The following is a 23,333-nucleotide window of genomic DNA, read 5'->3' on the forward strand; positions in this document are numbered from 1 at the left end:
TGCGTGCCACGGTGTACAAAAATCGTAAGCATAGCTGGCGGTTTGCAAGTCATGAAGTGGTTAAGCGAGTAGTTGCTGGTCAAATTACCGGCAACAAGGCCTACAAGATTATGGGTCAACAAATGGTGGACGATGTTCATCAGCAAATTGATACGATTGGCCCTCAAAATGCGGCATCAACTATCAAACGGAAGGGACGTAACCAACCGCTGGTTGATACTGGTGGGCTGTATCGGTCAATCGATGGGGAGGTGTTGAGGCGATGAGTGTGATTCAAGACTTATATGAAGCACTCAGCGTTTTCAGCGTTCCAATTGTCGTTCATCCAAGTTTGAACGTGTTGGAAGGCGGCAAGCTGAACGGGCTTAATGAGACTGTTCCCATTGTTGGAGATGACCTGGCAGCCGATGAAAGTACTGAAAAGCTAAGTGACCCAGTAGTACCGCGGTCGTCAAACATTACAGCTAGCTTGTCACAGTCGTTATCTGGTGGTGGTAACACTGTCCCACGTCAATACGCTTGGTATTCAGAGCACACCTATAAAGCTGGCACTCTCGTTGAATGTTTAGGTCACGTTTTCCAGATTGACCAGATTGCTGACTATGACCACGTTGCCGGTATCTTCGTCTATTACTTGAAGGGAGATGACGCGCTTGAGCCCGTTCGATCATAAGACGGTGGATTTTGAGCAGACGTTGACTCCGCTAATCAAGATGATTGGTCAGATTACCGATATCAAAGTGGTTCCAAACGAGCAGATTAAAAAGGCTACCAAGCCTCCCTTCGTGACGTATTACCCGCTGACCTTTGATGATCCGGTGTTTGGAGATGCTACGGCCAATGATGGACAGTTTGAAGCTGTCATTTCGTTGGACGTGTTCGCTGATACGCTGTCTGTAGGCATGCAGAAATGCGGGGACTTGCGGTCATACTTGCTAGATCGATACACACGGCAGCTACTCAAACGAGATGGACACATTGCCATTCGTTCAGCTAGCGTACCGCAGACTAGGTCAATTACTGACCTGCCATTTTCCACCGTTCATCACCACGGATTTGATTTAACAATTCAATATTTCAGAAAGTATCAAAGCCCCATCGACACGATTACTAGTGTCGGGGGCTTTTCTTATACCACAAAGGAGGATGAATAATGGCGACTACATTATTTAGTACGCTGAACCGGATTTCTCCGGCTCATATCTCAAATCAATATATTACCGCTGCTAAAACCGTCTTCGCTGGCGGATTAGTCAAGGGCGACAAGCAAGGTATCAAAGTCTACGAAAACCTTGACGCTGTAGAAGATGATTTCGCAGCTTACTCTCCATTCTGGAAGAAGGCGCGGGCCTACTTCTCAGCCAACAATGAAGCGGCCAGCCTGTTGGCCCTGACCTACGCTCCCGGGGATACGTCTGCTGGTGACCCAACCAGCTCACCAACGACCCCAACGGAAGACGGAGGGACGCCGAAGACGGCTGCAACACCAACGACCGCTGAATTATCAGCGGATGCTATGGGGGCAGTGACTGCGCTTAAGAAATACTACTTTGCCGGACCACAATTCTGGTTCCTGACAGACTTCGATGAAGGTGTTGCCGAAGCAGTATCCAACTTTGTCGAACTGCAAAACACCGGTATCTTCGTGCTCTATGCCAACGATGCCACGAAGCTGCAAGGCTACACAGACAACAAAAAGACGATGAAGTTCACGCTTCCTGCTGTAGATGACTCGTCTGCAGATGTTCAGGACACTTACAACAATGTTCTGGACGCTGCCTTCATTGGTGCTGAATACGGGCGTAACCCTCACTCAGCAGTGAAGTACTCACTGGGTGACTTGCCTTATACCAAGCCACAAGACCGATTTGATTTCACTCCTGATGATTTAGCTGACCTGGATAAGGCCAACATCGTCACGTATGCGTACGTTCTAGATTCACCTCGAATTACTAGCTCCCGCATGTCGGCGGATGGAGTTCACATTGATACCATTCTTGGCTGGGATTGGATTCAAAACACCATCAATACCCGGACAACCAATCTGTTTGTTCAAAACGCCAAGCAAGGCATTCCGTACAGTGACATCGGTTTTCAATCGATCGTCAACGTCATTCGTGGTGCCTTTATTGATGCCGGGGATATGGACATTATCGCACCGTTGTTGGATGTGAACGGTGCCGAAACGGGCAAGCCAGACTACTCGGTTGATTATGTAACGCCGGGTGAATTGCCAAAGAGCTACGAAACGGCTCGCGAAATGCGTGGTGTGAAGACCAAGTACCACCCAATGGGAATGATCGAAGATGTCTATATCGAAAACACAATTGTGATGTAAAGGAGGGAAAACAATGGCCCAAAATTTAGCAAATACGAATCTTGAAAGCGATGAACCTTTGTTTGATGCGGCTGACGTTGCCATTTATTTAGATGACAAGTTGGTTAAGTACTTCAACGGTAACGACATGGCGTCTGTTTCATGGACAACCGATAACGTCACGCTTGAAATTGACGCTCAAGGTGCTGGGACAGCTGTCAAGAACCATGACGGTCGTGGGACGATTACGCTTCACTTGAACCGAGCATCGGACACTTGGCAAGACATCATGAATCAAGGTGTATCGACCGGTTACCACAAGATCGATATTGCCACTCCATATGAACACATTTACTCAGGTCAATCACTGCTTACGAAGAACCCTGACATCAATGTTGGTGGCGCCGCTCAAACGGTCGATGCCGCATTCTCATGTGTCAAGATTTCACTCGAAGGAAATAAGGCCGCTTAGCTGAAAGGAGAAACACATGACCGAAGATATTAACGATGTATTAGCTCAAGGTAACGATGGGGCAGCAGGGGTACCAACCACTGCACCGGTGGCACCATCAAATCCAGAACCAGAAACTAGTGTCGAAGCACAATCCACTACTGAGGTTGCAAAAAAGGAAGACAAGCATCCTGATATTTTGAACGCCGCGCCAACTATCATGCGTAAGAAAACTGAAAATGTGGGGGTTGATGAAAAATTCAATCTTAAATACGTGCTCAAGAATGGTAAGGAATTAAAGATTTCAGTTGTCAAGCCGGACTTAGGGGTCAGCACTCGGCTATCTGATGCACAAATTCGGTTCAACGAAACTGATTCAGGCGAACGTTACATGATGGTCAATAACATGGCAGTTTATGAAATGGTCATGACCGACATTATCCGGATAATCTTAGTTGATGGTGCTCCACTTCATTCAATCTCATTCGACAGCCTTTCCAAGATTGGCGTAACCAAGAGTGAATTGGATGACCTGATGAGTATCATCGAGACGTTTTACCTCGAGGAGTAATACCTTCTTCGACAAACGCCAGATCGAGAAACTTTTCGAGAAATACCCAGAACTGGCCATGGAGTGGTCGGCTTTCATTCATGGTTCGGTGAATGTGACGCGTGATGAAATCAGTCATATGTCGGGTAATGAGCTTAGCATTCTGCAGTACTCGATCGAGAAGCGCTCTAAGATGAGTCGGTACAACCAGGCGGCTTCCATCGCCCTTGCATTCGGAGGAAAGGAGGGAGCCTAATGGCAGATATTGCCGGTGATCGCATTAACTACCGGATTGATGTAGATGGTCTATCACAACTTGACGGTATGAAGGGCACCATAGCGCAGATTGAAAGACTGATGCCACGATTGAACAAATCTGTTCAGAGTGCACAACAGTCGATTAAACGGATGAATGATGCTACTTCAAGTAGTAGAGCTGACACTAGCCTAAATAAGCAAAAGCGTGGTTTTGATGATGTTACTGTCAGTGCAAAGCGAACTGGGCAAGAAGTTGAACGAACCCGAATTAAGACCTCTAAACTTGGCGAAACGATGCGCCGTTCAACAGGTAAACCGTATTTTAAATCACAAACACGTGATTTAAACAAGCTTGGTGGACAGATGCAGTCATTCGGTGCTAAAGCGACTGCTATATCAGCTGGGATTGCAGCTGGTGCTGGTCTCGCATTGAAAACAGCAACAAATTTGCAGAACCGGTATAAGGTCATTAACAATTTGGCCGTCACTGGCGGTGAGAGGTCGGCTGAGGTTCAACGCAATGTGAACCAAATGCAGAAAGATGGTACTAAGTATTCTGACACTTATGGCATATCACAAAAGAAGATTGCGTCTGGGTATGAAACACTCATCCGACGTGGTTACACTTCTAATCAGGCGTTAGGCTCACAAAAAGCTTATTTGCAAGGTGCTATTGCCTCGGGTGACTCTTACACCGATGTCGTTAACAACGCCGCATCTGCGATTGAACAGTTTGGCATGAAGACCAATACGGTTAAAGGCATGGCATTGGCAAGTAAGACGGCCATTAATGAAATGGCTTATAGTGCTGACCTGACCGCCACAAGCTTTGCTGACTTAGGTGAGGCGATGAAGTTTGCCGGTCCCGATGCGCACGCTGCACATCAGTCTCTGCACAATACGGCCGCTGCACTAGGCGATCTTAGTAATTACGGAATTGATGGTAGCCAAGCCGGTACCTCAATGCGGCAAATTTATCAAAGATTGATAAACCCTCCCGCTAAAGGCAAGGCACCTAATGCAATGAAACAAATTGGACTGAATTACAGTGATTTTCGTGATTCAAAAAACGAGTTACTACCAATTCAAGACATTTTTGGCAAGATTGCTAACAAAATGAAGGGCATGAGCCAAACCGACAAAGGTGCGGTTTATGCTGCTTTGTTTGGTACTAATGCTTCGAGTGCCGCTCAAGCCTTAGGTGCTAGCTATAAGCAAGTCGATAAGCTGGATAAAAAGGTCAAGGACTCATCTAAGATGAACGGTGGTAAAGGTTACGTAAGCCAATTATCTCAGAAAAACCTTGATACCTTGGAAGCACAGTGGAAACGGCTTAAAACGATACTTGGAAATACCGGTGTGGACCTCGCAAATACGTGGATGCCATCTTTAACGAAAGTAACCAAAGCTGCTGCAGACCTATTGCAAAAGTTTCAAAAGTTACCTGAACCGGCTAAGAAATTTATTAGCGTTACAGTTGGTTTAGCCGCAATTGTCGGACCTTTAGCGTTGGCAGCTGGTTCATTAATTAAAATGCGTGTTGCTATGGAAGCGATGAGTAAATTAGGCGGTGAAGGTTCCGAAGGCGGATTAGGTATCTTGGATCAAGTCAGTGGTTTTCTAGGACTTGGTCAAGGAAAGAATAATCCAAAAGGTGCACTCACACGCTCCGGCTCAACACATTTCAGCACGAAGTCCAGAGTTCCTGGTAGTAGTATCTTGAATGGTTGGAATTGGAAGGGCATCAAGTCTGATGCATCAACAGTAAAAGAAAGTGCCAAGTCAACGCGGCTTGGTCGTTTTGTGTCGCCTGCGATTGACCTTGGCAAGGCTTCAGTCAAGTCGGTAATCGCCAAGGCCATGTCTACAGCTGGTAAAGGTATTGATTTTGCTAAGCTTGGGTTGAAGGCCGGCGGATCCAAAGCCGCAGGGCTTTTGTCAAAGATTCCGGGGCTTGGTAAAGCTGGCAGCTTAGCTAAAGGCGGTTTGAAGCTTGGTGGAAATGTGCTGTCCAAGGTACCAGTTTTAGATGTTGCGATGGCAGGAACTAACCTTATCGGAATGAACAAAAAGAATGCCGGGAAAAAGGTGGGTTCTGCTGGTGGGATGTTAGCTGGTGGCGCGATTGGTTCTATGTTTGGTCCTATCGGTGGCATGGCTGGGGCAGTAATAGGCCAATCACTTGGAACCAAGTTTGGATCGATAATTCAGAAATCCATGCCTAAGAGTATCAAGAAGTCGTTAGGAAAAATATCTAAAAATATTGGCAAGACGTTTAAGAACTTGCTCAAGCCTTTCAAAGCGACTGTGAAGTCCATTTCCAAAGTTTGGAGCTCAGCGACTAAAGGTATCTCGAAGTCATGGAGTAAGTATGTGATCAAACCGCTGTCTGGTAAGAATAGCCGCGGGGCTATCAAAGACACAATGAAGGTCTTCAAGGCGGTTCTAGTGCCAACCATGAAGATTGCGGGGGCAGCATTCAAGGTATTTGGTGCGGTTGTGAAGACCGCTATCAAGATTGTTGCGCATGTGGTCGAAGGCTTGATTAAAACAATCACTGGTGTTTTTTCACTGATTAGTGACATCATTCACGGACGCTGGAAGAACATCTGGAAAGACGCGGTCCAAATTTTTTCCGGAATTTTTGGAACGCTTGGGAATGTGCTGAAAGATATTCTTAAAACGGTTTGGGATGGCATCGCTGACCTGGGTAGCAAAATTGCAACCTTGGTTAAGCACCCAGTCAAAACAGTTTCAAGCTGGTTTGGCGGGGGTGACACGCCTAAGGGCAAAGGCCATGCCAAAGGCGGCCTCATGTCTTCGCAACATGTCGCACTGGTCGGGGAACAAGGTCCAGAAATGGCCTACCATCCTGGTAAAGGATATATGCGCTGGCTGGGGAAGAACGGGCCCACGTTGGCCCGAGTTAACCCCGGTGAACGTATCCTCAATGCCAAAGACTCGGCTGGTGTTGCTAATGGTGGTGCTGGACGTGGTACAACACTTCCTGGCTATGCTAAAGGTACCGCTAAGCTCGTCAAGAGTAAGAAAAAGGGGACAGAGAGCATCAATTTTGACGCTTTCGGCGGGTCTACTAAGAAGTCTACCAAGTCACTTGGAAAGCTCTCAAAGGGCAACAAGAAGACGTGGCAGACTATTCAGCGGGACACTAACAAGACCACCAAGAAGATTAACAAAGCTACCGGCAAGAGCACGGACCAGCTGCGTAAGAACACCGTTCACGACTTCGATTCCATGCAAAAGGGTACTCTCGTGCAAATGAAACAAATGCACAAGGGTATGAACGCCGTTGCAAAAGACATGGTTGAGGACTTCTACAAGATTTTTGGAAAGCTCGATAATTATGCTCACAAGGCAATGGCCTCGGCTATCAAGCAACTAAATGGTGGGATTCGTGGTATTAACACGGTTCTCAACAAGTTTGGTGGCGGTGGTAGTGTTCTGCCTATGATTCACTATGCTCAAGGTAGTAAGGGCCCCATCAGTAAACACACAATGGCAGTGGTCAACGACGCCAAGGTCGGACCACGTCAAGAAGCCATTGTGAAGGCTAACGGTCGGGCGTTACTGCCGAAAGGTAATGACGTCACTGTTCCACTTGCTCCTGGTGACGAAGTCTTAAACGGGACTGAAACCGCTCAGCTGCAAGATGTTGGCGCATTACCACACTTTGCAAAGGGTACTGGCGGCCTTAAGCGACTCATTACTAGCAGTAACAAGGACCCCAAGTCAGCTTGGAATCGTGATTTCACATCTAATGTCAACGCTGGATTAGGCACAGCACTCGGGAATGGTTTGTTAAGGACCAGTAAGGGTGCTTCTAGCCACGTTGGTCTTCCGTGGAATGGCGAAGTCTGGTCACAGTTTAAGGATGCTATGTCTGGCAGTGGTGGCGGTCCTGTGCTTCATTCGCCTGGTGCTGGATGGTCTAAGACGTCTGGTTTTGGCCATCGTACTGGTGTCAGTGGTGGTTTTTCTAGCCACGACGGAAATGATTTTTCTGGCGCTAAGACAGTACACGCGCTTCAGGACTCTATTGTCACAGAGGCTGGTGCTGGTCGCTGGCTTGGAGGCGATGGTGTTGGTGAAGTCATTGGTACTAAGGGCGGTCGCTTACGGTTGATTTATCAAGAGCTTAACGGTAAGAGTGGACACGGAGCCACCTTGCTTGTTCATGCGGGAGACCATGTTAAGCAGGGACAAGCTATTGCCAAGCTTGGGCCAAGTGGTACTCACGTCCACATTGGCGCAACGACCCAAGGTCTTTGGGATCATGGCGGTTCATCAACAAAAGGCTGGCTTGATGTGACTAAACTTCATGGTAGCTTTGGAAACCCTACTGATAAGAAGAAGTCTAAGAATCCGGCGCTTACCAAGCTTGTTAAGTCTGAACTTGGTAGCCGCTTGAAGTGGGTTTCTGACAAGTTGGGTGAGGATGCTATCGGGAGTATCGGTAGCCTGAGCCTAAGTGGTGGACTTGGTTCACGTGCACGCACCTTAGCCGCAGCTTTGAAGAAGCTATATCCTGCTGCTACAAATGCAGGTATTGCTGCCGTTCTTGGTAACTGGGAATTCGAATCTGGTGGACTGAATCCAGGTGCAATTAATCCCGGCGGTGGTGCTTCAGGGCTTGGTCAATGGTTAGGCGGTCGGAAGACAGCGCTGATTAACTATGCCCGACGTCATCACAAAAACTGGAAGTCTGCTGGAGCTCAGCTTGAGTATGCTTTACACGGTGAAGGTAGCGACAGCGCGCTCTTAAAGAGTGTGCTGCGTGGAAAAGGTTCAGTTGCTTCTCTAGCTGCTAAGTTCTCTAATCAGTGGGAACGTGGTGGATATACTGGAAAGCATGTTGAAGGTGCCCGCAAGATTCAAGCTGCTCTTCATGCTAATGGTGGCTGGGCCAAGAATGGTGCTGTCAATGTGTTTGGTGAAGCTAAGGGTGAGAACGAAGTCGCCGTAAATACTCAGCGACCGAGTGCTGACCCATTGCTGTTGGAGGCTATGAGTGACCGAGCTAACAAGGCGCCTAACAGCGTCTTTGGCCAGCTCAAGGCATTTACCAAAATGCAGCATGAATTTGCCAAGATGAAGGAATCACAGACAACCTTCACGGCAAAAACTAGCGATAGCTCTGCGCCAAAGAAGAGTGAAATGTCACTTCGTCCACAAATCATTTACAGCCCCAAAATTACGATTACTGGTTCAGGTGACCCTAAGGAAACCGCCAAGATTTTCGCAAAGCAGTCGACCAAAGATCAGCGTAATTTTGAGTCGATGATGAATGATTTCTGTGCTCGAATCATGGCAGCAGAATAGAAGGAAGGCTCCCAATCGGGGGCCTTTTTACATATATAAATTTAATCGATTGGAGGGACCTTCATGGCAAGCAAGAAAACACTAGCCACATATAATAGTGCTGTATCCAAGGCCAAAACCAAGTACAACAAGGCGAAATCCACATATACCAAGGATAATAAGGCAGTTGCCACGCTCAACAAGAAGATTAAAAGTGCCAAAACCACCGCTGCCAAAAACAAGCTCAAGGGTAAATTGAAGAAGGCACAGAGAACAGCTAATAAAGCTAAAACCGCCAAGAATAAAGCTTCTACCAAGTACACGCAGGCAAAGAGTGATTTATCGAGCTTTAAGAAGTCACAGGCGGCTGAGAAGCGTAAGGCTACCCTCCAACTTAAAAAAGATATTTTGGCCAAAGTGCAAAAGGACAAGCCAGGTTACTGGAAGGCGGGGAGACCGTTGATCATTCCCAAATATCCAGGGACGATTAATAGCTGGGTCTTTATCGATAATACTAGCGAAAGTGAAACCTCCACGACTGATATCACCACAAACGCAATTTCGCCCGGTCAGTACGTGAATCACTACACTCAGGTTTCACCAGTTCAACATCAAATTGATGGGAAGCTCGGTGGTGCGCTGAGCTCCGGTGATGGCGGATTAGGCGGTCTAAATAAGCAATTCGATAATTTGGAGCACTGGTCACAACGAGGAACAGAAGTTGAAATACATCACGGGCAGCGGCCGACTAATAGTGCGGTTCTGACTTCCGTAGCGGCGAACTTTGATGCACCTCGAGATAACGCTCTGCCGGTATCAGTTTCGGCCGAAGACGTGAAGTGGGCCGAAACCATGGTTAAGAAGACCGGACCGAAGAAGAAAAATACTGGGCCAAAGTCGTCTAAGAAGGGGACCAAAAAGGCGACTAAACCCAAGGCCGAAAGTACTTGACTATCAAAAAAGGTGACACCTACTGGGGGTATCACATGAAGTTTGGAACATCTATCAAAAAGCTAAGAAGCTGGAACGGTTTCCCTGATAGGAAACTTCCGATTGGCAAGAAAATCCGTGTGAAGTAGGTGAGCTGATGTATCGCAATACGATTCAATTTAACAAATACGAATTGCCAGAAAACTTCTCGAAGGTTCTAAGCGGGGTCGAATACAATTTCGAAATCATGTACAACAAGGTCAATGACCGGCTTTACCTGAGTATTTCCGATGAAAATTTTGAGCCGCTAGTCACCAATGAGAAGTTAGTGGCTGGTGAGCGCCTATTTGCTGGTGTTTCTGACACTAATCTACCAAGCGAGGACCTGGTCTTAATTGATGAAACTGGTAAGTCAACATGTGTTAACTTTGCCAACGTCAACAAAGACATTTTCATCACGATTGACGATACTTTTCCGGGTGAGCTTGACCCTGGTAACACTGATGAGGGTATTTTCAACCCCGATGGCGATGATTCAAAGATGGATATGGATGTCGATGAGTCGGACCTCCCGGATGATGACGATGACGACTTCGATGATAGTGACGATGTTGATGAATTCGGAGGCGAATAACGATGTATTTAGTTCACCCATACATGAGAATTTATGTGAAGTGGAAAGGAAATCAGAAGATATATCTATCTTGGGATAAACCTCCACATAATGGCACGATGGAGTTAACCTCACCATTTACTTCGGGTGTTAACCCTGATATGAACCAGTTAACTTTGTACAACCTGACAAAAGATGAGTTTGGCGACTTCCTGCAAGGTCGTACTATTGAGGCCACGTCCGGGTTCTATAATTCAGATTACACGTATAAGAACGGTGGCCTAATCACCAAGGGCACAATCAAGTCATCAACACCTATGGCACAAGATGGTGTTGATAAAACGGTTCAGGTTAATTTCAATCACTTTCCGGATATTAGCGCCGATACAATCAAAGTAAAGAAGACCGTCAAGGTTCGCGTCAAAAATACGCGTAAGAAGGCCAGTGGTAAGAGTGCTACTGAATTAATTCGTACGTATAATGCCAAGAAGACGAAGGAACTTAATAGCTGGCTGAAGAATAACCCTAATGCCACGGTGCATGAGAAGGCCCTTAAGCGTAAAGGAATTGCTGCGCAGCGAAAGAAATACTCTGCTAAGACTCGCAAGAAATACGCACAGACTGCCAAACGTAAGAAGTCGAAGGCCAAATATGCCAAGCAAGTTAAGTACGAAAATCTGTCATTCAAGGCGCACACTAAGACTTCAACGATGATTAAATCGGTTGCTAAGAAGGCTAAAATCCCACTGGGAGCCGTCAAACTCATTTACGACCGCAAGTATCCAAATGGGTACACGGTTAGTGGCAAGCCCATCAACGCAATTAAGAAGCTAGCTGATGGAGCCTCAACGACAGTCGTAATTAAAAACGGCAAGTTGTACATCCGTGAAATAACGACTGGTCAAAAAGATACTGTGACGCTTAATCCTAAGTCAGGACTTTTATCACATCCAACGCCAACTGATGACGATACTTATAATGGACAAAAATTTGAGGTTCAGTGCCTCATGTACAAAGAAATTGATGTTGGCGCGTTAGTAAACGTCGATGATACGGGATTAAAAAACTACGGTAAGTGCGTTGTCCTCAGTGGTCAGCGCGAGTTTACCGCTTCTTCGAGTACCATCACTTTCCAATTCGTGCCCTATGACGCGTACAAGAAAGCCAATGCGTCCAAGCTTAAGAAGGCCAAGTCCGCTGCGGCTAAGGACAGTGCTAAGGCCAAGCTTAAGGCCAAGAACAAACGGGCCAAGGATGGCAAAGGCAAGTCTAAAGTGCGTAAGAGACGGGCTGCTAGAGCCAAAAAATGAGGTGTTACTAGGTGAAATCCGGTGAAAATAAATTACGTGAGCTGATTAGTTTAATGATTCAGCAGAATTCTGAAGACCAGAATGGCCCGTACAAGGCAACCGTCTTAGATACTGCGCCGCTTACTATTCAACCGTTGGACATGACCATCGATGGGAAGAAGAAAGTTCCTATCCGTGGTGTTGGTCAATTGGATATGGGTGGTTCTCGCGGCTTGAAAGTGGGTGATACCGTTCTCGTCATAGTGACTGCTAATGATTACAGTAGCAAGGATGGCAAAGCCCACATTTCAGATGAGAATCGCCAGTACAGTATTGATTCCAGTGTCGTATTGGGGGTGGTCAAATGAGCTTTGATGTTCGTCTGGATGAGAATGGTGATCCTGATATTACCAATGGCAAAGATATCGTGAATGGTGTTGATGAGCTAAAACAATCACTTGAGATGCGCTTGCTATCACAAGTTGGGTGGGCAGTTAACGATGTAGAGTTTGGTGTTGAGTGGTTGGGATTTTTTGGCGATAACGATAATTCGGATATTGCAGCTAGTAAAATCGCTGAATCACTAGAACAGGATGACCGAATCTCGTCTGTGATGAGTGTTACTGTCACTCCTGACTACAACGCACGTAGGGCCACTATTCAAACTGTCTGCAAGCTTGCTGACGACAATCTAATAACTGATAACGGTGGTAATCCCAATTTGGACTTCAGCTCCAGTATCGGCATCTAAGGAGGTGATGCAATGCCGATGACCTTAACGGGATTTGTTCCAAAATCCTATGAAGAATGGCTACTAGCTATTCAAAATGAATTGAAGAAAAATGAGAATCTTGGCCCGGATGTTGATTTATCGACAGGGTCCTACGTAGAAACGTTTGCGGAGTCGTTAGCTCGGCAGCTTGAAGAGTCTGACCTTACCAAACAAGATCTACATGATTGTTTTTCAATCCTTCTAGCTGAGGGTGTGGCGTTGGGCCGCTTGGGAAATAATTTCGGCATTTCCCGGAATACCGCGGCCTATGCGCGGACCTCACTCACGATTACCGGTACACCAGGATATGTGATTGAAGCTGAGACACTATTCAGCAACAACCAGGATCGCAACTACGCCACTGAAGATGAGGTTACCATCGGCGAGGCTGGCACTGTATCAGTAACCGCGTATGGTGAGGAAGTTGGGGAAGATTATAACTGTGATGCCGGTACTATCACGGATCAGGTTACCTACAGCGAGGAAATTGACGATGTTACTAATCCGATTCCGGCGAGTGGCGGAGCAGATATGGAATCAGATTACGACTTCAGACGTCGCGTGCAAATGGCTCAGAACTCTACGATTTCACCAACACCTAATGGGATAGCTCGGGCCTTGTTTGAGCTTCCCGGTGTTAAGAGTTTCCGTCACGTAGTCAATACGGATGTTCCTGTAATCAGCGGGGACGCACCCTATACGACTCATCTATATATTTTGGGCGGTAATCAGCAAGATGTTGCGCAAACTATTTCTGACAATGTAGGGTTAGGAATCGTGCTGACCGGTGATCAAAAATTCGATATACCTTTGGACAATGGCGATGTTAATCACATCGCTTTTTCTGTAGGTTCAACTCAGCAAATCTATATGAGCATCAAGGTCGACCTGGGTGATATCGGTGAAATGACTACTGACGAAGTCATTGAAGATATTCGTGACAGTATTCTAGCTTGGCTCGATGAGTTCAGCATGGGAGATAAGCTGAAATATACTCAGCTCTTCGGTGTGATTTACGACGTCGATTCTGTTAGCAACGTAACTGACCTGACGTGGGGGACAGCGGCTGATAATTTGAAGCGGGCGGATATTCAACTCGATAATTTTGCGGTCGGGCAAAGCAACGATACTGCGATTGGAGTGACGATTAATGACAACTAAGTCTGAGTTTCAGCTTTACCATGAAGATGAAGTTCTGTCTGTCCCTACCAATCGAATCAACACAGCCCCTGGTAGTCCAACTGAACGCATGATGAAGGTATTTGACAAATTCCTGTTTGACGACATCAAGGATGTTGAAGAAATGGAACGCGTGACTTCACTTGATAATATGGCTGGAGGTCAACTCGATGACTACGGGGATGATTGGAAACTACCACGACTTGGCAAGCCCGATGATGTCTATCGCTTTCTACTAAAATTGCGGTCAACGAATCGGACATCTCAAGGGACGTTTAACGAGGTCATCCGCATCATTGCGGCGACTTTCGATGTTGATCCGCATGATTTTCAAGTTAGCAATGATTATAAGATTAACGAGGATGGCACCACTACAGGTAAGCCATTTCAGGTGTCTGTCTGGAATCTTCCGCTAGATGATGTTAAGCACCCTGAAATTGTCCAGACTTTCATTGAAGAGCTTCAAAATGCTTTGTTGATGGGCGTTACGCTGTCAAAAGTAACGTTTGTGACTAGTCTTTTGGCGAATGTTTCAATTGCGACCGCCTTAACGACTATGAATCTAGTTGAGCTGACTAGCGATGTTGACACACACACAACCGAACGGATATTAACCAATAGTACCTATATCAGAGCAACGCAGCAGATTACAACGAATTACGAAATCGAAAGTGAGGAGGTAGATCATGGCTAAATGGAATCAATTAGTTATCACCGATGCTGGATACCAACTTTCTGCTCAGACCTTATCTGGTAAACAAATTCAATACACCCACGCTCAAACGACCAATAAAGATATGTCATCGATGACGTCAGATGAGTTGAAGGCTGTCACGAAGCTAGACAGCGTTGTTCAGGACTTATCGGTCGGAATTGTGAGTGTGCAGGACGACCACACGGTTAATGTCCCAGTTAAGGTCACGAACCAGGATGTCACACAGGACTATCTGCTGTGCGGGCTGGCTATCTATGCTAAGCCGATTAATTCCGATGATGATGGGGAAATCCTATACGGAGTTGCTGTTGCTGATAGTCCTGACCTAATGGTGGCCCAAAACGGTGCCACTGTCGTTGGAACTAGTTTCAGATTGAAAGTTCACGTTGGTGCTGCTGATAACGTCAGTATTAAAATAACGCCCGATGGTTCGGTATCAAATGAGGAACTGGAAGGCGTACTTAAGTCTTACGTACTCGCATCTGATTTGAGTAAGCAACTACCGCAAGACATCGCAGAGACTGGTTCAGACAACACCTTCACGGGCGCCAATACTTTCAAACAGGACCCGGTGGACGCCGCGGGTGATCCGTATGTAACGGGCGCCGGAGCAATTGCAGCGGCCGAGGGACACTTTGCCAAAACGAGTGAATCGGGGGGCGTGTCAGTTGGCGGCGTTGAACTGGGAGTAGACGACGCTGGCAAGCTCAAATACGGCGATGATCTAGTACTGATGGCAAATAAGCCTCAGGCACCAGGGTTCACCGCGTCGATGGATTTCTCAGTTGACAAGCCGCAATGGACGGTCACCCTGCCAAAGATTGATGGTGGGGCCTCAATCGTGTCTACCACTGTGCAGTACCGTAAGAGCGGTGACACCGATTGGACCAGCATTCAATCCGCAGTAACCACGCTGACGGGCCATGTGACCGGGCTCATGGGTAATTCTGAATACGAATTCCGAGCCTCTGTCACCAACTATGCCGGCGATAGCCCCTACTCGGTGATGGTGACTGTAAAGACCATGGATGACCGTATCTTCGGTGCGTCATGGGACATGAGCAGTGATCCTAAGTTAACTCGCACAGATTCCGCGGTCGGATTAGTAGCGGGGATTAACGGCGCCAAAAACGATTTCGACACTGTTGGGCCCTGGGCAAAGATGGATAAAACCATCATCGATGATAAGGGCAACTCCTTCGTTCGGATTCCCAAGTTGTATATCAAGAAGACTCAGACTGATAAGCTGGCTACCTGGCAAGTTTCCTTGAGCAAGATTGACGATTCTTGGTACCTGCCAAAATGCTTCTGGGACTTCACGAACAGCAAAGAATTGGATTACGTGGATGTTGGCCGCTATCAAGGCACGGTCGCGAGTGGTCTGCTGCAGTCTAAGAGTGGAGTGACAGCAACCGCCAGCTTAACGATCGGTTCATTTCGTGCGGATGCAAAGGCCAACGGCGATGGCTATCAGCTGCTTGATATTCACGTTGTTGATGTATGGCAAGTTCTTTTTCTTATCGAGTTTGCCACACTCGATTCTCAGAGTATCATGCACGGAAACCTAGACAATGGTTCAAGTGGTTCAGCCAAGACCAACGGCACCGGTTCTAATCACGCTGGGTCATCTGGATACGCTACAAGCACGGGGCCGATGGATTACCGTGGCATCGAGAATATGTACGGCAATCTGTATCAGTGGACTGACGGGGTTAACTTAACGGGAGCAAATGCTTGGGTATGCGATGATGCGAACAAATACCAATCAGACCTGTTTGCCGCCCCATACCAGGCACTTAGCTACACCACTGCTACAGGCTGGATTTCTAAAATGGGATATGATTCAAACCACCCGTTCGCTCAGTTTGCTACTGTGGCCTCCGGGTCAGCCTCAACCTATTACGCTGACTACCAGTACACTACTACTGGCAACACTGTCGCTGCATACGGCGACTACTGGAACGGCACGGATAGCAACGGCGGGGCGTTCTGCTGGAGCCTGGGCGACTCTTCGACGTACTCGGACGTGAGCCACGGGTCGCGTCTCGTTAAAAAGGCTTTGGGTTAAAGGGGGACCGGGGGACCTTTCCCCCGGGAACTTTATTTTAGGGATTTTCGGTGCGCGACTACTGGAACGGCACGGATAGCAACGGCGGGGCGTTCTACTGGAACCTGAACAACTCTTCGACGAACTCGAACGTGAACCACGGGTCGCGTCTCCTTAAGCTTGTGCATCATAAAATGCATCGAATTTTCCTTGCCACTTGGCAAAAATCAGGCTGCTCAAAGCAGGAGCTAGTAGCGATGTCGAACGTTCTTGAAGCCAATAAGGATAGTTAACCGCATAAACGCGTATTTAATGTGAAAGGAGGAACCAAATGAAACGATATGGAAACCTGTTCGAAAAAATTGTGAGCTCGGATAATTTGGAGCTCGCAATTGATGAATCATCTCGAGGGAAGCGAAGCCGTAAGGGCGTCGCTCGGATTCTTGCTAACAAGGATTTTTACATCATGAAGCTTCACGACATGCTAGTAGACCACGAGTACGTGCCTAACCATGTGGTTCGGCGTGTTATCCGTGACAAGGTAAAAACGCGGACAATTGCTAAGCCCCAGTTCTACCCAGACCAGGTGATCCAGTGGGCTACCATGCTAGTGCTACAGCCAATCTTCTTGAAAGGTATGTACGAGTACAGTGTGGGGTCGATTCCTCATCGTGGCACTTCGATGGGCCAGAAGGCGGTTAAGAAGTGGCTGCAGAACGACCCTAAAAACACGAAATATTGCTTGAAAATGGACGTGCATAAATTTTACCCATCCATCAACACCACAGTTTTAAAGTCCAAGTTCCGCCGAAAAATTAAAGACCAGGATACGCTTTGGTTGCTTGATACACTTGTAAACCAGTTCGATAAAGGTCTACCAATCGGCTTCTACTCTTCTCAGTGGTTCGCTAACTTTTTTCTACAAGATCTGGACCATTACATCAAGGATGATTTGCAAGTACCGTATCTGGTGCGAAACATCGATGACTTGGTTTTACTTGGCCCCAACAAGAAGAAACTTCATAAGGCAGAGCGGGCCATCTCTAGCTACCTAGCTGCTGAGGGCTTAAAGGTTAAGCCAAATTGGCAGGTTTTCAAGGTAAATTCACGTCCGATTGATTTTTTGGGAATGCGCCTTTACCGGGGCCACACGACTTTGCGGCGCCGTAACGCGTTAAAAATCAAGCGAAGAATGGCTAAGATTTCCAAGAAAGCAACGCTAAACCGTTTTGACGCGGCGAGCGTTATAGCTTACTGGGGCTGGCTCAAGCACTCTGATAGCTACGGATTCTACATGAAATACATGAAGCCTGCTTGCACTATCAAGAAGGCTAAGGAGGTAATGTCTAATGGCAGTAAACGATGAATATGCGATGCTGTCGGGCCCTGTTCCGGTGGGGTTCGCAGTGTATCAGATGCCGGGCGTGCGACTCGGTGACCATGAATTTTTCGGATGGAAAATGGTGAAGCAAAAGTCTGAATCTTACACGGATGAGGGCGGTAAAGAGCAACAACGAAGGGTTGACGATGATTCCGTTCCTGCTGTGTACGATGGGACCACGCAACTTCTTCAAGATAATGCGGAAAAGGCCAAAGAAATTGCTAGCCTAAAGGCGGCCAATGAGCTTACTCAACAGGGACTGATGGAGGCTGTTGACTACCTGTCGGCACAACTGGCAAAGACGCCTACCACAGTAACTGACACTTCAACCGGGGAGGCGAAGTAATGGCATTCTCAGCATTGGCGCAGATTTACGCACAAGCGATTGTGGAAGGCACTCGGACACTCGAAGAGGTCCCCGCACCGTTCCGCGCCGACACGCAAACCGCGTTAGACCAGCTACAACAAACTAAATAAGGAGATAATCAACTATGTTAAATTTTAAATTTTCAGCACTCTCAGCAATCTACGCCGCTAACGTCTTGGACGGGGGCCGAACTATTGATGAAGTTCCAACCTACTTGCAGGACGATGTGAAGAATGTCCTTGGCTCCGCAAAAAACTCTACGAGCACCGATGGGGATACCTCTGCGCAGGCTTAATCCTTCTAGTCGGTGCTTTTCTTTTGGGATTTTTTGTGGGAAAGAGGTGAAGTAATTGCATCGTATTAAAGATGGCCCGGTTCAACGGGCCTTTTCACATTGGAATCATTTTTGTTTTGGCTTATTTTCAATGATAGGTGGTTTGTATATTTGGTTTCATCAAGGTTATTTAGATGATCCACGGGTGACACCGCCGCCACCGCCGCCACCAGCCGAACATGCAATCTTTGCCTTTGCTGACGACTGGTGGTTTTCATTGTGGTTAATTATCTGTGGTCTCGCTATTCTGGTTGGCGTCTTTCACAACCGGCGGCTGTTACGTGATGGTGGCCTAGTCGCCCTATCACCAGCAATTGGGGCCTTATCAATGGCTTTTATTGTTCGGGGCTTGTTTGATGTGTGGTTTAACCTAACGTGGGTATTCGCCTTACTCATGCTGTTCTTGCTAGTCGGTACGTTGATTAGGGGGGACACGCATGGATATTAAGTCCTGGGCAGTTGCTTTAGGTGCGCTGGGAACGTTTGCAACCACTATCTGGGCTGTTATTCATGGCTACCATTCTGACACATGGCAAGCTGACCAGGATCGCCAGGGCATGGAGAAGTACATTATGGAGCAAGTCAAAGCTGATAACGAATTGCTTCGTAAAGAACGCGAGAGTGATCAAGCACAATTTGCGAAAGATTTGAACGAATTGAAGGATAAGAAAGATGCCATGGAACAAGAACTTAACCAGCAGATTGCCTTGAAGGTTAGTGAGAATGAAGCCTTACGAAAACGCAACGCCGCTTTAGAACGTGAGAATCAAGCGTACCGGGAACGGTACGGTGAACTTTAGGAGGAAAACGCATGTCTGAATTTACGAAGATTATTAAATTACTCAACGACACCGGTATCTTAGGTGTCTTAATTTTTGCCCTGGTTGGCTGGTTTACCCGGATCAATCCAGCCGTAAAAACTAAGATTGCATCCAATAAATCCGCCAACCAGCGTGAAGTTCTTGGTCTACTGGACAATCTGGCAAGCAATGCGGTTCATCTGCTGTCGGCATCTTATGAAATACCTGGCGATGAAAAGCGAGAGAAGGCCATTGCCGATGTCACTAGTCAACTTAATGGTTTGGGTCATGATGTCGACCCAGCTATTATCTCAGCTGCTATCGAAAAGGCCTATCAATTGATGACCACTCAAAACACTGTGGCCCAAGCGAAACAGGCTCAATTTGATGAGGGTCAGGCGGCCACAGAGCAAGTGTTCGCAGATAAAGAGGTACAATTGGCCGAACAGAAAGCTAAGGCTGATGCTGTAGTCGCTCCCTTAAATGTCCCGGCTACTACTCAAGCCCCAACGGAGGGAGATGCTAAGTAATGCCCCGATTAGATATGGTCGATACGTCAAATAATAACGGAATCATGACTAAAGCTAATTGGCTATCGATGAAAAAATATGGTGTCCGCGCGATGGTCGCAAAGCTATCGGAGGGCACTTTTTTTACGGACCAAACAGCTAAGACAAGTATCCGAAACGCAGTCAAAGCCGGTTTGCACGTCAACGGCTATCACTTTGCGCGGTTCACTACTGTGGCAGGAGCCAAGGCAGAAGCCCAGATGGCGGCTCACTGTGCGTTCAACGCGGGACTCGGTAAAGATGCAGTGATTGTGTTGGACTTTGAAGCTACTAACTCCGGTTGGTCACGAAACGCTGCGATCATTAAAGCATGGGTTGCTGAGGTTAAGCGCATGGGTTATCCCAAGACCGACGTCTACACCATGGGGTCTTGGACCAATTCAATGCCACTCAACAATTCGAGTCGTGGTGGGTGGATTGCCAATTACCCGTCAAACCCTGCTGGGCTAAAGTTTTATGGTAGTTATAATGGTTGGCAGTGGACCAGTACCCATAAATTCCCCGGGTGCTATGGTGGTTTCGATGTGTCCCAAATGTACTCAAACTACTACTATGGCACTACCACTCATGTAGCTAAGCCGGAGAAGGCCATCTACTACCGGTACAATCCCAAGATGATCTATGCCCGGACGCCAATTAATCGCTACAAGGACATTGCCTTCAAACACAAAGTGGACAATTTTCCAACCGGCACCGTATTTACGATTGCCAAAGTGATTAACTACGGCAAAATTACCCGGTTCCAGTTGGCAAACGGCTATTACATCACGTCTAACCAAGCCAACGTTAATCGCTTATATTATTCCGTTGATGGCGGCGTCAAACGAGTGAAGTCTGTTCGCGGTACTCATCGGTACAAGGACAAAGCCCTCAAGCATGTTGTGGACTGGCAACCAGCTGGGACTGAGTTTGATGTTGCTAAGATCGTCAAGCATGGAGACACAACTCGAATCCAATTGGCTAATGGATTATTTATCAGTGGCAACAAAAAGATTAACAAGTTCGTTAAATGAGAGTATAATTCAACCATGCCTGTACGTTACTGATTTAGAAAAGGCGCTCACTCCTAACGGGGTGGGCGCCTTTTTTGGTACGCAAGTTTACAAAAATGCGTAAAAGATGTAAAATAGGAAAAAAGACGTAAAGAAGGTTAATTCAAATGAAAAAAGTCCCATATTTTTCTGCATCTAGCAAGTCCTCACAGCAGTTGGTTCAGACATTGCTTACTAATTCTGAACAGAGACTATTGATTGGCATAGTATCTGCTGGTTATCAAGCTGAAAAGCGATACGTAACGACTAACGCTCCAGATTGGTTGCGAATTGACAGGGCCGCTAAATTGTACCCTGAGTTGAAAAATATGGCAGTTGAATTTTCACTAAGACGTGCTTGCGATCGGCACATTATTCCGTTCTCATATGAGATTGGAACTATCGAAAGCAATAAAAACAAGTACCTAAAATTAATCAATAAAGACAGTCATGTAGTTTTAACTGTAAACCAAACGCCATCAGATAAACGTGCCAGTCGCAATGCTAAGTTTAGAACTAATTTATTTGATCAATGTGAAAATAAATTAGTTCTGTTTGATGATGAAGTTCGCAGCGAAGACTTTATGTATCTAGAATTAAATCATGGATACCAGACAGAGAAACCAGCGTTTACGGTGATAGGTAAACCAGATACTAATGGGTCTTGGGAAGCTAGACTTAATTTGCAAAATAATGTACAGTTAATTTCTGCAGGCGAAAAACAGGATATTAAAACTACTTCAAGAGAAGTAGCATCATTCAGCGCAGATGAGTTCAAACAATACCAGGAATTTAATATTGAAGGATGAGTATTATGCTATCGAGTTTACCAGGAAAGTTTTCAGCAGCTAAACTTAGTTTTTTTCGTGATTTAAAAGGGGAAAGTCTAAAACAGGTGTCTGATGATATTGGATACAGTGTAACTACAATTTCTAAGTGGGAAAAAGGCAGGGCTGTACCTGGATTTGAAGGAATACTAAATTTGTCTAAACATTTCGGCGTAAATCATAATTTTTTTCTATCTAAATCGATTGTACCGGACTTTTCAGGGCCGATTTTTTTTAGAAAGGCTGCGGTCTTACCTAAAAGAAAAATTATCCAGGCTGAATCGAAAGAAAGAGGTTATGCACTAGTAGATAATTTGCTGACAAACTATTTAAATTTGCCACAATATTTGGAACCGAGCTATGCAAATAAATCTAAGGATTTTAATGTTCTATCGTATGAATTTATAGATAAAGTGGCGAATAGTGTACGTTCCCAGTTTGAATTGGGAGACGGTCCTATTGCAAACATGACACTAATAGTTGAAAGAATGGGAATTAGAGTTAAATTTGAAGATTTGGAAAGCGAAAAGATCGATGCTATCAATGGAAATATCTTATCGCGTCCATATATATTGCTTAATTCAAGACGTCTTTCAAGCGTTCGAATAAGATTCAATCTCGCACATGAATTGGGACATGTATTGCTACATTCGCATTATCCGAATAACGTTATTGCCAATAGTTCAAATAGGCGAACAATTGAGAGCGAGGCAAACCATTTTGCAGGTGCATTGCTTATGCCTGATTATGGAATTTCGTTAGATATGATAAGGTCGAATATGAATTTTTTGATCGAGCTAAAGAGCCATTGGAAGGTGGCCATCCAAGCACTTATTTATCGAGGGAACGAGCTGGGACTCATAGCTGACGATCAAGCACTTTTTTTACGGCAAACTATCTACAGAAATAAATGGAGAATAAGGGAACCCTTGGATGATGTAATTCCAATCGAGAACCCGTCGTATATTCAAAGTGCTATTAAATTTTCAAATAATACTTTATCCGAAAGCGTTCTGGAAAGCATCTCTAAGGATACCGGTTTATCATTGGCAGAGGTATATTCGTGGTTGGGGGAAGACTTTTTGGCAGGAAACAAAAGAACTACGGCAAGCGGCTTACGTTTGCTATAATTTTTGTTAACTTTCAATTTCTAGTTTTTAAATGTTCAATTGAGATCGCTCACTCCTAACGGGGTGGGCGCTTTTTGAGTGTTTACGTTTTAACGAAAAACAATTGAAAGGAAGTGAATTGCCCAAGACGACGATTCCTCTCGGCACTAAAGTACCGAGTTTCCTCGTCTGGCAACTCTTATGAAACAGAGGAAATTGCCATCGCACATTTGCAGGATAGGGCCAAAAAGGCGCTTGACCGAAAGATTGAGATGGAATCTCGTCCATCAGAATAGTGCACTATAATAGAAGAAAAGTTGATGACCTAATGGGGTTATCTGGAATCCGGATCAGATGGTATAAATTGGTATAAAGAAATATTTTTAGAAAAAAATCACCCAAAAAACGCCCATCCATAATTGGAATGCCTTTATACCAAGGATAGAAAGCTCTATCCAGTCCCCACCTCCGGTAT

General features: G+C 46.1%; 25 protein-coding genes. All 25 read left to right on the plus strand.

From position 1 onward, the window contains the following. The first annotated feature begins 56 nt into the window (after positions 1 to 56). The 25 genes from EKM96_RS10610 to EKM96_RS09090 all read left to right on the plus strand — a co-directional run bounded on the left by EKM96_RS10610 (position 57) and on the right by EKM96_RS09090 (position 22,879). Entirely contained in the window at positions 57 to 266 is a 210-nt protein-coding gene (locus tag EKM96_RS10610) for a hypothetical protein (protein WP_164511014.1), read from the plus strand. Further along, positions 263 to 673: a hypothetical protein gene (locus EKM96_RS08980; protein ID WP_125642752.1), complete on the plus strand. Its 411-nt coding sequence runs from the start codon at positions 263 to 265 to the stop codon at positions 671 to 673. Before EKM96_RS10610 ends, EKM96_RS08980 begins: the two co-directional genes overlap by 4 nt. Next, positions 654 to 1,154 carry a phage neck terminator protein gene (locus EKM96_RS08985; RefSeq protein WP_125642755.1) on the plus strand — a complete coding sequence of 167 codons (501 nt, stop codon included), beginning with the start codon at positions 654 to 656 and terminating at the stop codon, positions 1,152 to 1,154. Before EKM96_RS08980 ends, EKM96_RS08985 begins: the two co-directional genes overlap by 20 nt. Next, positions 1,154 to 2,338, plus strand: a complete 1,185-nt coding sequence (locus tag EKM96_RS08990; RefSeq protein ID WP_125642758.1) for a hypothetical protein — start codon at positions 1,154 to 1,156, stop codon at positions 2,336 to 2,338. Before EKM96_RS08985 ends, EKM96_RS08990 begins: the two co-directional genes overlap by 1 nt. A gap of 13 nt (positions 2,339 to 2,351) precedes the next feature. Continuing rightward, on the plus strand, positions 2,352 to 2,789 hold the full coding sequence (locus EKM96_RS08995; RefSeq protein WP_125642761.1) for a hypothetical protein: 438 nt from the start codon (positions 2,352 to 2,354) through the stop codon (positions 2,787 to 2,789). 16 nt (positions 2,790 to 2,805) lie between these two features. After that, a complete protein-coding gene (locus EKM96_RS09000; RefSeq protein ID WP_125642764.1) occupies positions 2,806 to 3,339 on the plus strand; it encodes a hypothetical protein in 534 nt (177 codons plus the stop codon). Positions 3,340 to 3,573: 234 nt separating this feature from the next. Further along, on the plus strand, positions 3,574 to 8,916 hold the full coding sequence (locus tag EKM96_RS09005) for a phage tail tape measure protein (RefSeq protein ID WP_125642767.1): 5,343 nt from the start codon (positions 3,574 to 3,576) through the stop codon (positions 8,914 to 8,916). A gap of 63 nt (positions 8,917 to 8,979) precedes the next feature. Continuing rightward, positions 8,980 to 9,846 (plus strand): phage baseplate protein, encoded by an 867-nt coding sequence (locus tag EKM96_RS09010; RefSeq protein WP_125642770.1) that lies wholly within the window; start codon positions 8,980 to 8,982, stop codon positions 9,844 to 9,846. A 136-nt stretch (positions 9,847 to 9,982) separates the two neighbouring features. Continuing rightward, entirely contained in the window at positions 9,983 to 10,459 is a 477-nt protein-coding gene (locus EKM96_RS09020) for a phage baseplate plug family protein (RefSeq protein ID WP_125642776.1), read from the plus strand. A gap of 140 nt (positions 10,460 to 10,599) precedes the next feature. Then, positions 10,600 to 11,748: a hypothetical protein gene (locus tag EKM96_RS09025; RefSeq protein WP_164511015.1), complete on the plus strand. Its 1,149-nt coding sequence runs from the start codon at positions 10,600 to 10,602 to the stop codon at positions 11,746 to 11,748. An 11-nt stretch (positions 11,749 to 11,759) separates the two neighbouring features. Beyond that, complete coding sequence (locus tag EKM96_RS09030; protein WP_125642783.1) at positions 11,760 to 12,095, plus strand: hypothetical protein; 336 nt, start codon at positions 11,760 to 11,762, stop codon at positions 12,093 to 12,095. After that, positions 12,092 to 12,478: a GPW/gp25 family protein gene (locus tag EKM96_RS09035; protein ID WP_125642786.1), complete on the plus strand. Its 387-nt coding sequence runs from the start codon at positions 12,092 to 12,094 to the stop codon at positions 12,476 to 12,478. The genes EKM96_RS09030 and EKM96_RS09035 overlap by 4 nt, the downstream gene beginning before the upstream one ends. A 12-nt stretch (positions 12,479 to 12,490) precedes the next feature. Further along, positions 12,491 to 13,660 carry a baseplate J/gp47 family protein gene (locus EKM96_RS09040; protein ID WP_125642789.1) on the plus strand — a complete coding sequence of 390 codons (1,170 nt, stop codon included), beginning with the start codon at positions 12,491 to 12,493 and terminating at the stop codon, positions 13,658 to 13,660. Continuing rightward, positions 13,650 to 14,372, plus strand: coding sequence for a hypothetical protein (locus EKM96_RS09045; protein ID WP_125642792.1), 723 nt, complete (start codon positions 13,650 to 13,652; stop codon positions 14,370 to 14,372). Before EKM96_RS09040 ends, EKM96_RS09045 begins: the two co-directional genes overlap by 11 nt. Then, entirely contained in the window at positions 14,365 to 16,461 is a 2,097-nt protein-coding gene (locus EKM96_RS09050; protein WP_125642795.1) for a fibronectin type III domain-containing protein, read from the plus strand. Before EKM96_RS09045 ends, EKM96_RS09050 begins: the two co-directional genes overlap by 8 nt. A 310-nt stretch (positions 16,462 to 16,771) precedes the next feature. Beyond that, the gene (locus EKM96_RS09055) at positions 16,772 to 17,806 is read left to right on the plus strand and encodes an RNA-directed DNA polymerase (RefSeq protein ID WP_125642798.1); all 1,035 of its coding nucleotides are present in this window, start codon (positions 16,772 to 16,774) and stop codon (positions 17,804 to 17,806) included. Continuing rightward, positions 17,790 to 18,167, plus strand: coding sequence for a hypothetical protein (locus EKM96_RS09060; RefSeq protein WP_125642801.1), 378 nt, complete (start codon positions 17,790 to 17,792; stop codon positions 18,165 to 18,167). The genes EKM96_RS09055 and EKM96_RS09060 overlap by 17 nt, the downstream gene beginning before the upstream one ends. Beyond that, positions 18,167 to 18,298, plus strand: coding sequence for a CD1375 family protein (locus EKM96_RS10775; protein WP_258115468.1), 132 nt, complete (start codon positions 18,167 to 18,169; stop codon positions 18,296 to 18,298). The genes EKM96_RS09060 and EKM96_RS10775 overlap by 1 nt, the downstream gene beginning before the upstream one ends. A gap of 14 nt (positions 18,299 to 18,312) precedes the next feature. Beyond that, positions 18,313 to 18,483, plus strand: coding sequence for a hypothetical protein (locus EKM96_RS10615; RefSeq protein ID WP_164511016.1), 171 nt, complete (start codon positions 18,313 to 18,315; stop codon positions 18,481 to 18,483). Positions 18,484 to 18,538: 55 nt separating this feature from the next. Beyond that, positions 18,539 to 18,970 carry a hypothetical protein gene (locus EKM96_RS09065; RefSeq protein WP_225417737.1) on the plus strand — a complete coding sequence of 144 codons (432 nt, stop codon included), beginning with the start codon at positions 18,539 to 18,541 and terminating at the stop codon, positions 18,968 to 18,970. Further along, positions 18,960 to 19,322, plus strand: coding sequence for a hypothetical protein (locus EKM96_RS09070; RefSeq protein ID WP_125642804.1), 363 nt, complete (start codon positions 18,960 to 18,962; stop codon positions 19,320 to 19,322). The genes EKM96_RS09065 and EKM96_RS09070 overlap by 11 nt, the downstream gene beginning before the upstream one ends. Positions 19,323 to 19,333: 11 nt before the next feature. After that, positions 19,334 to 19,852 (plus strand): hypothetical protein, encoded by a 519-nt coding sequence (locus EKM96_RS09075; protein WP_125642807.1) that lies wholly within the window; start codon positions 19,334 to 19,336, stop codon positions 19,850 to 19,852. Next, the gene (locus EKM96_RS09080) at positions 19,852 to 20,904 is read left to right on the plus strand and encodes a GH25 family lysozyme (RefSeq protein ID WP_125642810.1); all 1,053 of its coding nucleotides are present in this window, start codon (positions 19,852 to 19,854) and stop codon (positions 20,902 to 20,904) included. The genes EKM96_RS09075 and EKM96_RS09080 overlap by 1 nt, the downstream gene beginning before the upstream one ends. Before the next feature lie 146 nt (positions 20,905 to 21,050). Beyond that, entirely contained in the window at positions 21,051 to 21,731 is a 681-nt protein-coding gene (locus EKM96_RS09085) for a hypothetical protein (protein WP_011667833.1), read from the plus strand. 5 nt (positions 21,732 to 21,736) lie between these two features. Then, positions 21,737 to 22,879, plus strand: a complete 1,143-nt coding sequence (locus EKM96_RS09090) for a helix-turn-helix domain-containing protein (protein ID WP_125642828.1) — start codon at positions 21,737 to 21,739, stop codon at positions 22,877 to 22,879. Positions 22,880 to 23,333 lie beyond the last annotated feature (454 nt).

It is taken from the genome of Levilactobacillus tangyuanensis, assembly GCF_003946545.1.
Taxonomy (GTDB): domain Bacteria; phylum Bacillota; class Bacilli; order Lactobacillales; family Lactobacillaceae; genus Levilactobacillus; species Levilactobacillus tangyuanensis.